General features: G+C 71.4%; 13 protein-coding genes. 5 read left to right on the forward strand and 8 right to left on the reverse strand.

Annotation, left to right across the window (positions count from 1 at the left end; translation table 11 throughout):
• The first annotated feature begins 58 nt into the window (after positions 1-58).
• A complete protein-coding gene (locus ACFVHO_RS10635; RefSeq protein WP_030361212.1) occupies positions 59-433 on the forward strand; it encodes a F0F1 ATP synthase subunit epsilon in 375 nt (124 codons plus the stop codon).
• Positions 434-592: 159 nt separating this feature from the next.
• Positions 593-1051 carry a DUF2550 domain-containing protein gene (locus ACFVHO_RS10640; protein ID WP_150513077.1) on the forward strand — a complete coding sequence of 153 codons (459 nt, stop codon included), beginning with the start codon at positions 593-595 and terminating at the stop codon, positions 1049-1051.
• Between the two features lie 25 nt (positions 1052-1076).
• On the opposite strand, the gene ACFVHO_RS10645 is transcribed toward ACFVHO_RS10640, so the two are convergent.
• The gene (locus ACFVHO_RS10645; RefSeq protein ID WP_385712200.1) at positions 1077-1751 is read right to left on the reverse strand and encodes a response regulator; all 675 of its coding nucleotides are present in this window, start codon (positions 1749-1751) and stop codon (positions 1077-1079) included.
• Entirely contained in the window at positions 1748-2929 is a 1182-nt protein-coding gene (locus ACFVHO_RS10650) for a sensor histidine kinase (RefSeq protein ID WP_385712202.1), read from the reverse strand. The genes ACFVHO_RS10645 and ACFVHO_RS10650 overlap by 4 nt, the downstream gene beginning before the upstream one ends.
• Before the next feature lie 241 nt (positions 2930-3170).
• Between ACFVHO_RS10650 and ACFVHO_RS10655 the strand changes: the two genes are divergently transcribed.
• Positions 3171-5483, forward strand: a complete 2313-nt coding sequence (locus ACFVHO_RS10655) for an MMPL family transporter (protein WP_385712204.1) — start codon at positions 3171-3173, stop codon at positions 5481-5483.
• 69 nt (positions 5484-5552) lie between these two features.
• Here ACFVHO_RS10655 and ACFVHO_RS10660 read toward each other — a convergent pair whose 3' ends face one another.
• The 3 genes from ACFVHO_RS10660 to ACFVHO_RS10670 form a co-directional block, all read right to left on the reverse strand.
• Complete coding sequence (locus tag ACFVHO_RS10660; RefSeq protein WP_385712206.1) at positions 5553-7442, reverse strand: glycosyl hydrolase family 18 protein; 1890 nt, start codon at positions 7440-7442, stop codon at positions 5553-5555.
• A 263-nt stretch (positions 7443-7705) separates the two neighbouring features.
• Positions 7706-8356, reverse strand: a complete 651-nt coding sequence (locus tag ACFVHO_RS10665; RefSeq protein WP_385712208.1) for a response regulator — start codon at positions 8354-8356, stop codon at positions 7706-7708.
• Positions 8353-9552 (reverse strand): sensor histidine kinase, encoded by a 1200-nt coding sequence (locus tag ACFVHO_RS10670; RefSeq protein ID WP_385712210.1) that lies wholly within the window; start codon positions 9550-9552, stop codon positions 8353-8355. Before ACFVHO_RS10670 ends, ACFVHO_RS10665 begins: the two co-directional genes overlap by 4 nt.
• A gap of 182 nt (positions 9553-9734) precedes the next feature.
• Between ACFVHO_RS10670 and ACFVHO_RS10675 the strand changes: the two genes are divergently transcribed.
• Positions 9735-10316, forward strand: coding sequence for a hypothetical protein (locus ACFVHO_RS10675; RefSeq protein WP_385712211.1), 582 nt, complete (start codon positions 9735-9737; stop codon positions 10314-10316).
• A 19-nt stretch (positions 10317-10335) separates the two neighbouring features.
• Here ACFVHO_RS10675 and ACFVHO_RS10680 read toward each other — a convergent pair whose 3' ends face one another.
• From ACFVHO_RS10680 to ACFVHO_RS10690, 3 genes are all read right to left on the reverse strand, one after another.
• Positions 10336-10923 carry a cob(I)yrinic acid a,c-diamide adenosyltransferase gene (locus tag ACFVHO_RS10680; RefSeq protein WP_385712213.1) on the reverse strand — a complete coding sequence of 196 codons (588 nt, stop codon included), beginning with the start codon at positions 10921-10923 and terminating at the stop codon, positions 10336-10338.
• Positions 10924-10936: 13 nt separating this feature from the next.
• The gene (locus ACFVHO_RS10685) at positions 10937-11692 is read right to left on the reverse strand and encodes an ABC transporter permease (RefSeq protein ID WP_385712215.1); all 756 of its coding nucleotides are present in this window, start codon (positions 11690-11692) and stop codon (positions 10937-10939) included.
• Between the two features lie 94 nt (positions 11693-11786).
• Positions 11787-12569 (reverse strand): ABC transporter ATP-binding protein, encoded by a 783-nt coding sequence (locus ACFVHO_RS10690; RefSeq protein WP_385712217.1) that lies wholly within the window; start codon positions 12567-12569, stop codon positions 11787-11789.
• 115 nt (positions 12570-12684) lie between these two features.
• On the opposite strand from ACFVHO_RS10690, the gene ACFVHO_RS10695 reads away from it, so the two are divergent.
• Complete coding sequence (locus ACFVHO_RS10695; RefSeq protein ID WP_385712219.1) at positions 12685-13323, forward strand: TetR/AcrR family transcriptional regulator; 639 nt, start codon at positions 12685-12687, stop codon at positions 13321-13323.
• Positions 13324-13337 lie beyond the last annotated feature (14 nt).

Consider the following 13337-nt stretch of genomic DNA (forward strand, 5'->3'; position numbering starts at 1 on the left):
ACTAGAATTTGACCCAACACCCGGCTGAACCGCCGGGTGGTGACCCGAGGAGCCACCCTTGGCTGCTGAGCTGCATGTCGAGCTGGTCGCCGCGGACCGCAGTGTCTGGTCCGGCGAGGCCACCCTGGTCGTCGCGCGCACCACGTCCGGCGACATCGGCGTCATGCCCGGTCACCAGCCGCTGCTCGGTGTGCTGGAGTCGGGCCCGGTGACCATTCGTACGAGCGACGGCGGGACGGTCGTCGCCGCGGTGCACGGCGGATTCATCTCGTTCGCCGACAACAAGCTGTCGCTGCTCGCCGAGATCGCCGAGCTCTCCGACGAGATCGACGTCCAGCGCGCGGAGCGGGCGTTCGAGCGTGCCAAGTCGGAGGCCGACGCCTCCGCCGAGCGGCGCGCCGATGTCCGACTGCGTGCGGTGGCGGCGCGCTGACCCCAGCGCGCGGCGTAACGTGACTCAGCCGCGGCCGGGTCCGGAACCTTCCGGACCGGGTCGCGGCTGCGGCAATGCGGGTGCTTTTTCGGGTGCGGTAGTTCGGTCCGTTTCGGGAAGTCGTGTTGAGACTGTAGTGAGGCGAGGAGGTCGGTGCCGATGATCCTCGTTCTGCTCGTGTGCGGACTTGCGTTGATCGCGCTGGTATTGCTGGGGCTCTTCGTCTTCGGCCTGCGCCGCAGACTCATCCAGCGCTCCGGCGGCACCTTCGACTGCAGCCTGCGGTGGAACGCGCCGGATCCCCAGGAGGCCCCCGACACCTCGGGCAAGGGGTGGGGATACGGGGTCGCCCGCTACAACGGGGACCGGATCGAGTGGTTCCGCGTCTTCTCCTACGCCCCGAGACCGCGGCGCGTTCTGGAGCGGTCGGCGATCGAGGTCGTGGACCGGCGCGCGCCCGACGGCGAGGAGGAGCTGGCGCTGCTTTCCGACGCGGTGGTGCTCGGCTGCCTGCACCGGGGGGTGCGCCTTGAGCTCGCGATGAGCGAGGACGCGCTGACCGGCTTCCTGGCCTGGCTGGAGGCCGCACCGCCCGGCCAGCGGGTGAACGTGGCGTAGGCCGCCCCGGGGCGGCCCGCGAAGCCTACTCGCCCGCCGTGACCAGGCCCGATTCGTAGGCCGCTATGACCGCCTGGGCGCGGTCGCGGGCGCCCAGTTTGGCGAAGACCGCGGTGACGTGGTTCTTCACCGTGGAGAGGCTGATCCGGAGCTCCTCGGCTATCTCCGTGTTGTCGTACCCCCTGGCGATGAGCGTCCAGACGTCCGTCTCGCGGGACGTGAGGTCGGGGCGCGCGCGCCGCGCCGCCGCCCGGGGCGCCGGTGAGGTGACGTACGCCGAGATGAGCCGGGTGAGCAGCCGCGGGGCCACCGCCGCCTCGCCGCGGCTCACGGTGTGGACCGCGGCCACTAGCTCCTCGGGCGACACGTCCTTGGGCAGGAAGCCCGCGGCGCCCGCGCGCAGCGCCCCGACCACGTACTCGTCCATGTCGAAGGTGCTCAGGGCGAGGACGCGGCAGTCGGGCAGCCCGGCGGCGAGGGCCGCGGTCGCCTCGACCCCGTCGAGGCGGGGCATGCGGATGTCCATGAGCGCCACGTCGGGCCGGAGCCGGAGCGCGAGGTCCACGGCCTCGCGGCCGTCCCGGGCCTCGCCGACGACGCTCACGCCGGGGTCGGCGTGGAAGATGAGCGCGAGTCCCTTGCGTACGAGCGGCTGGTCGTCGGCGATCAGGACGGTCAGGGGGCTGTCGGACGCGGTCAACGGATCGTCGCTCTCTCGTGGGGCGCGGGGGCCTGCTCGGCGGCGGGCAGGGGCAGTGTCGCAAGGACCCTGAAGCCGCCCTCGGGCCGGGGGCCCGTCTCCAGGGTGCCCCCGTGCAGGGCCACGCGTTCGCGCATGCCGACGAGGCCGTGTCCGGCGCGGGTCCTGCGCGGGGCGGTGGTGCCGGGGCCGTCGTCGCGGATCTCGACGGTGAGCAGCCCGGACCCGTAGTCGAGGCGCACCGTGGCGCGGGCGCCGCCCGCGTGCTTGCGGATGTTGGTGAGGGCTTCCTGGACGATCCGGAACACGGTGAGGCCGAGGGTGGGGGCGAGCTCCTGGCGGACGCCGTCGACGAGCAGTTCGGTGTCCACCCCCGCCTGGCGCGATTCGGCGACCACCCGGGGCAGGTCGGTGACGTCCGGCTGGGGAGCGGCCGGGCTGCCCTCGGCGTCCTCGTCGGTGCGCAGGACGTCCAGGAGCTGCCGCATCTCGCTGAGCGCGAGACGGCCGGAGTCCTCCAGGGACTTCAGGGCGTCCTGGGCCAGGTCCACGTCGTGCTGGACCACCTTGCGGGCGCCGCCCGCCATCAGCTGCATGGCGGTGATGTGGTGCGCGACCACGTCGTGCAACTCGCGGGCGATGCGGCGGCGCTCCGCGGCGACCGCGCCCGCGGCGAGCAGTTCGCGGTGGGCGGCGAGTTGCCGCTGCCACTGGCGCGCGGCGAAGCCGGCGACGACCGCCATGCCGACGCCCACCACGTCCGCGATGAGCGCGCGCACCAGCTCCTCGTCCTCGCCGATGCCGGGCACCTGGAGCCCGACGAGGGTCACGAGGCCCGCGGCCACCGCGACGCGCGGCGGCCGTTCGAGCGCCACGGCGAACAGGGCGACGACGAGGGAGATGGACAGGCCGTACGCGTTGGCGGCGATGGAGGCGATGACGGTCAGGGTGACGAGCACGGCGGCCAGCGTCGCCAGCGGGTGGCGCCGGTGCCAGACCAGGAGGACGGGGAACAGGAAGTGCAGCGCGAAGACGCCCGCGTTCCAGTTCACGCCGTTGGTGCCCACGTTCAGCGTGTAGGCGGTGAGGTCCAGGACCAGGGCGCCGAGAGCCACCTGGACCTCCCGGCGGCCCGGTGTCCGGGCGTCGGGCTGTGACGGGTGGCTGCGCGCGAGCATGCCGTCGTCGCTCCTCGGTGTGGGGATGTGTGGGTCCATTCCAGTCTGCGGGACCGGCGCGGGCGTCATCCTCGGGGCGGAGCGCGCGGCTAGGAGCAGGGTCCTGGTCGGGCCGCGGGCCGTGGCCCTGGTCCCGGGGCGGTTTCGTCGTCGCGGGCGAGGAGAACGCGGGGGAACCGGTGATCTTCTGGAAGGGCCCGGTGGGACCGGGCTTCACCCACCTGCCGGAGGACCCGGAACCATGCTCAGATCCCTGACGGCGTGCACCACACGCCATTCCTGGAAGTTCATCCTGCTCTGGTCGGTGGTCGGCATGGTGCTGACCATCTTCGGCCAGTCCAAGATGTACAGCGTCACCGAGCCCGACGTCGGCAACTTCCTGCCGAAGTCCTACGACTCGGCGGCCGCCCTGAAGATCGCCGAGGACAAGTTCGGCGCCAAGCCCGACGGCAACGCCGTCACCATGCTCGTCGCCCGTGAGGACGGCCGCAAGATCGCCGCCGCCGACAGCGCGCGCATCGACAAGATCGCGGCCGGCCTCGGCAAGCACCGCCTGAAGATGGAGAACCCCGAGGACACGCCGTCGTTCCTCCTGACGGACCACTCGCAGCGGCCGGTCCTGCGGCCGCTGGCCGACGCGCCCGACAAGTCGTTCCGCCTGGTCTCCGTCTCGCTCAAGGGCAACCAGAACGACCCGGCGCTGCAGGACGTCTTCCGTGACTTCCGCGAGCACGCGGAGAAGGAGTTCGACCGGGCGGAGCTGCGCACCGGGTTCACCGGTGGCCTCGCGGACCTCGCCGACACGGCGGACGACCAGGAGGACACCGAGATGCTGGTCGGGATCCTGACCATGGGGCTCATCGTCCTCCTGAACGTCCTTGCCTTCCGCAGCGTGCTCGCCGCGCTCCTGCCGCTGCTCGCGGTCACGATCATCGGCGGCGCCGCGACCGGAGCGGTGGTCGGCGCGGCCATGCTGTTCGACTTCAAGCTCGACCCGTCGACGCCTTCGCTGATCACCGTGGTGCTCCTGGGCATCGGCATCGACTACTTCCTGTTCCTGCTGTTCCGCTTCCGCGAGCTGCTCCGGGCCGATCCGGCGGCGCGGCCCCGGGACGTCGCCGCGGAGTGCGCGGGCCGGGTCGGCGCGGCCATCGCGTCCGCGGCGCTGACCATCGTGGCCGCGTTCGCCACCCTGGGCATCGCGAGCTTCGGGCAGTTCAAGGTGCTCGGCCCGGCCATCGCGGTGTGCGTCCTGGTGATGCTCGTCGCCAGCCTCACCTTCATGCCCGCGCTGCTCGCGGTGTCCGGGCACAAGATGTTCTGGCCCTCGCGGTCGCTGCGCAAGGAGCCGCGCCCCGGGCTGAGCGCGCGGCTCGGTGAGCGCGTCGCCCGGCGGCCGTTCCTCTTCGTGGCCGCCAGCGTCGGGCTCCTGGTGGCGCTCAGTGCCGGCGCGCTCGGCATGAAGATGGACTACGGCACGGACTCGGGCCCCGACGACACCCCCGCGGCCGTGACCGCCAAGGAGATCTCCAAGGCGCTGCCCGGCGGCGTGGACAGCCCGCACACCGTGTACGTCACGGCCGACGGGACGAAGAAGGTCACCATCGACCGGGCGGGGCTCGAAGGCCTCACCAAGGACCTGAAGGCCGTCAAGGGCGTCGGGCGCGTGGCGCCGCCGGTGCTCAACAAGGAGCACACGGCCGCGAAGGTGGACTTCTACCTGGACGTGGACGTGCAGTCGCAGCAGGCCCGCGACATCGTCTCCGACGAGGTGCGGCCGGTCGTCTCCAAGGCGGCGCCGCCCGGCACCGAAGCCCATGTCTCCGGCCAGGCCGCGATCTTCTCGGACATCTCCGAGGCGGTGTCGAAGGATCTCAAGGTGGTCTTCCCGGTGGCCGCCGCCCTGATCGCCCTGATCCTGATTGCCCTGCTGCGCAGCCTGCTCGCGCCGCTGGTGCTCATGCTCGCCATCGGGCTCGGCTTCACGGCGACGCTCGGGTCCGGCGTGCTCGTCTTCCAGCACCTCCTGGACCGGCCGGGCGTGTCCTTCACGCTGCCGCTCGTCCTCTTCCTGTTCGTCGTGGCCCTCGGCACCGACTACAACATCCTGATCAGTGACCGCATCCGGGAGGAGATGGGGCGGCCGGGCTCGGCCCGGCAGGCGGTGGCCGCCGCGGTGCGGCACACGGCCCCGGCCATCGTCACCGCCGGTGTCGTCCTCGCGGGCTCCTTCGCGAGCCTGGCCGTGAACCCGTCCCCGGCCACCCAGGAGATCGGTCTCGTCACCGCCTTCGGCATCGGCCTGTCGTCGCTCGTCCTCTCGATCGTCCTGGTGCCCGCGGTGGTGGCGATGCTCGGCCGGGCGACATGGTGGCCCTCGCGGTCGGGCCGCGGATCCGGCGGCGCTCACGGCGGCCACGGCCACCAGGTGCCCGTCCCCGCGCAGTTCGGGGCGTACGCGGGGACCTACCAGCGGCAGGAGCACGGCTCCTCGTACGGATCGCAGTACGGGCCGCCGTACGGATCGGACCACGGCTCGGAGCTGCGCCGCTGACGGGAGGGTGTGGAGAAGCCGGGGAGGCGGGGGGCGTTCCCGCCTCCCCGGCTTCGTCGTCTGGGCCCGTTACTTCAGGCCGTCATTGATCGCGGTCACCAGTTCGCCGTTCGCGGTGTCGCCGCTGAACTCCCAGAAGAAGGCGCCGCCGAGGCCCTGCTCCTTCGCCCAGGCCATCTTGGCGCGGATCGTCGCCGGGGTGTCGTACGACCACCAGTTGTTGCCGCAGTGGGCGTAGGCCGTGCCCGCGACCGTGCCGTTGGACGGGCAGGAGTTCTTGAGGATCTTGTAGTCCTCGATGCCCGCCTCGTAGGTGCCCGGCGCGGCCGCGGTGGCCGTGCCTCCTGGCTCCTTCTGGGTGACGCCGGTCCAGCCGCGGCCGTAGAAGCCGATGCCGAGCAGCAGTTTCTTGCCCGGTACGCCCTTGGCCTTCAGCTTGTTGATCGCCGCCGCGGAGTTGAAGCCGCCCTTCGGGATGCCCGGGTAGTCGGTCAGCGGCGAGTGCGGGGCCGTCGGACCCTTGGCGTCCCAGGCGCCGAAGAAGTCGTACGTCATCACGTTGTACCAGTCGGTGTACTGCGCGGCGCCGCCGTAGTCGGCGGCGTCGATCTTGCCGCCGGGGGAGGCGTCGGCGGTGATGGCGGCGGTGACGAGGTTGCCCGCGCCGAACTTGTTCCGGAACGCCTGCATCATCGTCTTCATCACGGCCGGGCCGCTGGTGTCACAGCTCAGGCCGCACGCGTTCGGGTACTCCCAGTCCAGGTCGATGCCGTCGAACACATCCGCCCAGCGCGGGTCCTCGACCAGCTTGTAGCAGGAGTCCGCGAACGCCTCCGGGTTCTTCATGGCGTCGGTGAAGCCGCCGGACCAGGTCCAGCCGCCGAACGACCAGAGGACCTTGATGTGCGGGTACTTGGCCTTCAGCTTGCGCAGCTGGTTGAAGTTGCCGCGCAGCGGCTGGTCCCAGGTGTCGGCGACGCCGTCGACGGACTGGTCGGCGGTGTACGCCTTGTCGTAGTCGGCGTAGGCGTCACCGATGGTGCACTTGCCGCCCTGGACGTTGCCGAAGGCGTAGTTGATGTGTGTGATCTTCTCGGCGGAGCCGGAGGACACGATGTTCTTCACGTGGTAGTTGCGCTGGTAGACGCCCCAGTTGGTGAAGTACCCGAGCTTCACCTTGTCGCCGGGGCCGGGGTCCGTGCCGCCACCGGTGGTGCGCACCTTCACGGAGCCGCTGGCGGGCCCGGTCTGGTCGGCGGTGTCACGGGCCTGGACGCTGTACGAGTAGTCGGTGCCCTTGGTGAGCCCGGAGTCGGCGTACGAGGTGCCGGTCACCGTCGCGACCTTCGCGCCGTCGCGCAGCACGTCGTAGTTCTTGACGCCCTTGTCGTCCGTCGCGGCCTTCCAGTCCAGCTTCACCGAGGTGTCGGTGATGTCGGACGCGGTCGGGGTGCCGGGGGCGGAGGGCGGGTTGTCGCCGGGCTGGCCGCCGCCGTCGCAGCTCTCGCCGTTCAGCGTGCAGTTGGACGGGGAGCCGGATCCCGAGCCGTTGAAGCCGAAGGAGACGGTCGCGCCGGGGGCGAGGGAGCCGTTCCAGCCGAGGTTCTTCGCGGTCCACTTGTTGCCCGAGTTGGTGACCGTCGCGTCCCACGCCGACGTCACCCTGGTACCGGCGGGGAAGTCCCACTCGACGGTCCAGGAGCTGATGGCGCTGGTGCCGGTGTTCTTGATGGTCCACTTGCCCTCGAAGCCGGAGCCCCAGTCCTGGGTCTTGGCGTACGTGGCGGTGGCCCCGGCGGCGGCCTTGGGTGCCTGCTGTGCCGTCTGCGCGGCGGCCTGTGGCGCGGTGGCCGGGGCCGCCTCGGCGGAGCCGCCGAGGGCGACGAGGGTGGCGAAGGGGAGCAGGAGAGTGGTGAGCCCGGCTGTCAGCCGATGTCTGGACCTGTGTCTGACGCGCAAGGGGTGCTCCTCGGTCGAGTTCCGGGGTGGGGGTGAATCCCTGCGACGCCCGTGAGCACCCTGTGTCTGTCCTGTGCCTGTCATGTGCCCACCGCAGTGCCGCGAGAATAGAAAGGTCTGGACCAACGGTCAAGAGTTCTGGCCCCTGGGCCCTGAGCAGTGAAGTGCCTCGGCGTGGGGCGCCGTTGATCGCCCTTCGGGCTCGTCCTCAAACTCCCCCAAGCTCTTAAGGAGCAGGGGGGACCCCCACGACGGGCTATTTCCTAGACCCCGAGTTCCTGGGCCAGCACCGCTGCCTGCACCCTGCTGCGCAGTTCCAACTTGCCCAGCAGGCGGCTCACATGGGTCTTCACGGTCGCTTCCGCCATGTCCAGACGGCCGGCGATCTCCGCGTTGGAGAGGCCCTCGCCGAGGCAGGAGAGGACCTCGCGTTCGCGGCGGGTGAGGGTGTCGAGCACCGCGGGATCCACCGTGCTGCCCTGGCGCGGGGTGCGCCGCGGGGTCGCGAACTCGGCGATCAGGCGGCGGGTGACCGCGGGGGCGATCAGGCCCTCGCCGCGGGCGACGGTGCGGACCGCCTCCAGGAGGTCCTTGGCCTCAGTGTTCTTCAACAGGAAGCCGGACGCGCCCGCGCGCAGCGCCCCGAAGACGTATTCGTCGAGGTCGAACGTGGTCAGGACGAGCACGTCCGCCAGCTGTTCCGCCACCACCTGGCGGGTCGCGGAGACGCCGTCGAGCCGGGGCATCTGCACGTCCATGAGGACCAGGTCCGGCCGCAGCTCCCGGGCCAGGGCCACCGCCTGCTCGCCGTCGGCGGCCTCGCCGACGACCTCCATGTCGGGCGCGCTGCGCAGGATCAGGACCAGGCCCGCCCGCACGGCGGACTGGTCCTCGGCGACGAGCACGCGGATCATTCGGGGACTCCTTGGTCTTTGGGGTCGATGGGCAGACGGGCCTCCACCCGCCACACCTTCGCGCCGGGCACGTCCGGATCCGCCTCGGGGCCGGACTCGAAGGTCCCGCCGAGCAGCGCGGCCCGCTCCTCCATGCCGACGAGACCGGCGCCGGAGCCGGGCGCCCGCGGCCCCCGGACCTCGCCGAACGCGCTGGTCACGCGCACCCGAAGGCCGTTCGGCTGCTGGGCCAGGGTCACGGTGACCGGGCCGGGCGCGGCGTGCTTGAGGGCGTTGGTGAGGGATTCCTGGACGATGCGGTACGCGGCCAGCTCGACCGGCGCGGGCAGGGGCGCGTCGTCCGGGGTGCGGCCGTCGTCGAGGCGGACGTCCAGGCCGTTGGTGCGGGCGTTCTCGGCGAGCGAGCCGAGGCCGTCCAGGGTGGGCGCGGCTGCTGGTTCCAGGTCGCCGCTGGAGTCGCGCAGGATGCCGATGAGGCGGCGCATCTCGGCGAGGCCCTCGACGCTGTTCTCGCGGATGACGGTGAGCGCGTCCTTCGTGGTGCGGGGGTCGTCCAGGGAGAGCGCGGCCGTGGAGTGGATGGCGATGGCCGACAGGTGGTTGGCGACCATGTCGTGCAGCTCGCGGGCCATCCGCGCGCGCTCGGCGGTGACGGCCTGCGCGCGGTCCTTCTCGGCGAGCAGGGCGGTCTGCTCGGCGCGCAGCCTGGCCAGGTCGGCGGCCTCCCGATGGTTGCGGACCAGAACGCCCGTGGTCGCGGGTGCGAACGACACGAGCGCGGTCACGGCGCCCACCAGGATCGCGTCCGCCTGCCGGAACCAGGCCAGGAAGCCGACGGTCACGGCGACCGTGATCAGGCCCGTCGTCACCGGGATGCGCCGGGCCTGGGCGGGCGTGCCGTACACCACGGCCGCGTACACGAGGTCCGTGAACATCACGACCGTCGCCAGATTCCCGGTCGTGAACTGATCGGCGATGACCGCGACGGTGCCCACGCCGAGCGCGAACTGGGGGGCCGTGCGGCGCGTCAGCTCCAGGCCCGCCATGACGAACAGCGGAATGAGCGACCAGTTCGGGCCGAGCACGCGGGACTGCATCGTGATGCCGAGCGCGTACAGACCGAGACCACTGACCAGGCTGACCACACAGATGCGGACGTCGACGACGTCCGGGCGGCGGGGGAGCGACAGCGGCATGGCTCCATCCAACACGGCCCGGCGCGCCCTGGCCTCCCTATGCCGGGTGAAGCCCCGGTACATCGAAGGATGCAGCCGCGATTCGTCACTCGCGACGACGATCCGCCCCTTGACCGGCGGGAGCCTGGAGAGGTGAGTACGAGGACCAGGGCCCATGGGGCCGGTGTCAGGAGGAACGAGCCGTGATCGTCACGTTGATCATCATCTGCGAGGTCGGCTTCTGGGTGATCCTCGCCGCGGGCCTCGGCGCCCGCTATCTGCTGAAGATGCCGCGCCTCGGTCTCGCGATCCTGCTCTGCGAGCCGCTCCTGGAACTGCTCCTGCTCGTGGTCACGGCCATCGACCTGAAGAACGGGGCCGACCCGAGCTGGAAGCACGGCCTCGCCGCGGTCTACATCGGCTACACCGTCGGCCACGGCCACCGCACCGTGAAGTGGCTCGACGGCCACGCCGCGCACCGCTTCAACGGCACCCCGGTGCCGCGCCCGCCGCGCTACGGCATGGCGCGCGCCCAGCACGAGGGCAAGGTCTGGCTGGGCACGGTCCTCGCGGCGGCGGTCGCGTCCGGCCTTCTGCTGCTCGCCAAGTGGTACGTGGACGACCCGGGCCGCACGGGGTCGCTGGACTCCTGGATGTACACCGCGTGGCGCGCCGCCGGCATCCACGGCCTGATCGCGCTGAGTTACACCCTGTTCCCCAAGCGGAAGCCGGCGCCCGGCCCGGGGGAGCGGGACGAGCGGCCGCACGACCTCACCAAGGTCTGAAGCCCGCCTTCCGCGCCGGTCAGCGCTCCCCGCCGGGCACCCACAGCACGTCTCCGACCTCCTTGTTCGCCGTCCGGGCGAGAATGAACAGGAGGTCGGAGAGGCGGTTGAGGTAGGTCGCGGTGAGTGCGTTCATGCTCTCGCCGTGGGTGTCGAGCGCGGCCCACGTGGACCGCTCCGCCCGCCTGACCACCGTGCACGCCTGGTGCAGCAGGGCCGCGCCCGGCGTACCGCCCGGCAGGATGAAGCTGCGCAGCTTCTCCAGGTCCTCGTTGAAGCGGTCGCAGTCCGCCTCCAGCTTGTCGACGTAGGCCTGCTCGACGCGCAGCGGCGGGACCTTGTTTTTTAGAAGCGCCGGGTCCTCGACGACGGGGGTGCACAGGTCGGCGCCCACGTCGAAGAGGTCGTTCTGGACCCGGGTGAGGACCGCCACGACCTCCGGGGCCAGGCCGCCGAGGGCGATGGCGGTGCCGATGGCGGCGTTGGCCTCGTTGGCGTCCGCGTACGCGGAGATCCTGAGGTCGGTCTTGGCGGTCCTGCTCATGTCGCCGAGGGCGGTGGTGCCCTGGTCGCCGGTCCGGGTGTAGATGCGCGTCAGATTGACCATGCGGCCAGAGTAGTTAGGCCCCGGCCGTCCGGAACACGCGTGTGCCGACGATCACGGACAGCGCCGCGAACGCCACCGCCGTGACCACGCCGTACAGCAGCGCGCCGCTCGCGTAGTCGCCGACGTACGCCGCCCGCACCGCGTCCACGAGATAGCGGAACGGCATGAAGTGCGACAGGACGTCCAGCCAGCCCGGCGCGAGGGCCATCGGCAGCATCAGGCCGGACAGCAGCATGGAGGGCATGCTCACCGCGTTCACCACGGGCCCGAACTCGTGCGGCTTGGAGACCTTCAGGGCCAGGGAGTACGACAGCGCGGCGAGCGACAGCGTCAGGACGCCCACGAAGGCGAAGCCGATGAGGACGCCGGCGAGCGGCGCCCGCAGGCCCATGACCAGCGCGGCGAGGACCAGGAGCACCGCCTGGAACACGAACAGCGCGGCATCCCGCAGCACCCGCCCGAGCAGCAGCGCGAGCCTGCTCACCGGCGTCACCCGCATCCGCTCCACCACCCCGAACTGCTTCTCGATGATGATCGCGAAACCGCTGAACGTCGCCCCGAAGAGGCCGAGCTGGAGCAGCAGCCCCGGCACGAGCACCTGCCAGGAGTCGCCGCGCGAGCCCAGCGGCAGATCGGTGAGCAGCGGCCCGAAGAAGAGCAGATAGAGCAGGGGCGTCAGGACGCCGAAGAGCATCTGGAACTTGGAGCGCAGGGTCTGGCGGGCGTAGCGCCCGAAGACCAGGGCGGTGTCGGAGAGCAGCGCGGGCATGGGGTGTCCTGGGGTTGTGGTCGGGCTGGGGTCCGGGGCGGCCCGGAGGCCGGACGCCGGGTCGTGCGGCGGTCCGGACGCGGAGGGGTCGGGGCTAGACGGCGACCGGGGTGCGGTCGACCGGGGCCGGGCCGCGGCCGGTGATGGCGAGGAACGCGTCCTGGAGGGGCGCGTCGGCCGAGCCCGCGTACTGGAGCTTGAGGGCGCTCGGGGTGCCGTCGGCGACCACGACGCCCTGGTCCACGACGACGATCCGGTCGGCCAGGGCGTCCGCCTCGTCCAGGTAGTGCGTGGTCAGGAACACGGTCGTGCCGTGCTCGTCGCGCAGGCGGCGCACCAGGTCCCACAGGTCGGCGCGGGCGCCGGGGTCGAGGCCCGTCGTGGGCTCGTCGAGGAAGAGGACCGCGGGCCGGTGCATCAGGCCCATGGCGATGTCGAGCCGTCGCCGCTGGCCGCCGGAGAGGGCCGCGCACTTGCGGTCGAGCAGGTCGCTCAGGCCGAGGTCGCGGGCCAGCTCCTCGGCGCGGGCGACGGCTTCGGCCTTGGTGAGGCGGTAGAGCCGCCCCTGGGTGACCAGCTCCTCGCGCAGCGAGATGTTCAGGTCGACGCCGCCGGACTGGGCCACGTACCCGATCCGGCCGCGCACGGCCGCGGGCTCGCGGGCCAGGTCGAAGCCCGCGACGGTGGCGGCGCCGCCGGTGGGCGGCAGAAGCGTGGTGAGCATGCGCAGCGTGGTCGTCTTGCCCGCGCCGTTCGGGCCGAGGAAGCCGAGGATCTCGCCGGGGGAGACGGTCAGGTCGATGCCGCGCACGGCTTCGACAGGGCCCGCCTTCGTCGTGAACGTCTTGGCCAGTCCGGCCGTGCTGATGATTGCCATGGAGACCACAAAAACAGAGGCGCTTGAATTTTGCAATGCGCCCAAGTTTTAAGGGGAGGCAAGTTTTCGGCGAGGGCAAGTTTTCATGGAGACCAGCGAAGCTACGATGGGAGGCATGACTGAGGGACTCAGGGAGCGGAAGAAGCGGCAGACCAAGCAGCGGATCTCGGACATCGCGACCGGTCTGTTCGTCGAGCACGGCTTCGTCACCGTGACCGTCGCCGAGATCGCCGACGCCGCCGACGTCTCGGTCAACACGGTCTACAACTACTTCCCGGCCAAGGAGGACCTGTTCCTCGACCGGGGCGTCGAGATGGTCGACCGGCTCTCCCGGTGGGTGCGCGGGCGCCGGGTGGGGGAGTCCGCCGCCGCCGCGGTCCTGCGCGAGCTGCGCGCCCTGGTCGAGGGCGTCTCGCCGACGGTCGGGCTCTTCGACGGGTACGCCGACTTCATGAAGGTCATCACCGAGTCGCCCGCCCTGCGCTCCCGCCTCTGGGCCCTGCAGCAGGAGACCCTCAAGGACCTGGAGGCCACCCTGCGCGAGGAGGCGGGCCCCGCCTCCGGCCACCTGCCCGAACTCGTCGCGGGCCAGCTCAGCTGGGCGTACGGCACCGTCTTCGCCTGGATCGGCGCCGAGATGACGAAGCGCCGGGTGCCCGAAGAGGTCTCCCGCGAGGCCCTCGATCTGCTCGACGAAGTGGAGGACGTGCTCGGCGAGCAGGTCCTCAACTACGGGATCCGCACGGCCACATGACGCCCCGACGGCCA

Source organism: Streptomyces sp. NPDC127108 (genome assembly GCF_042677545.1).
Classification (GTDB): Bacteria; Actinomycetota; Actinomycetes; order Streptomycetales; family Streptomycetaceae; genus Streptomyces.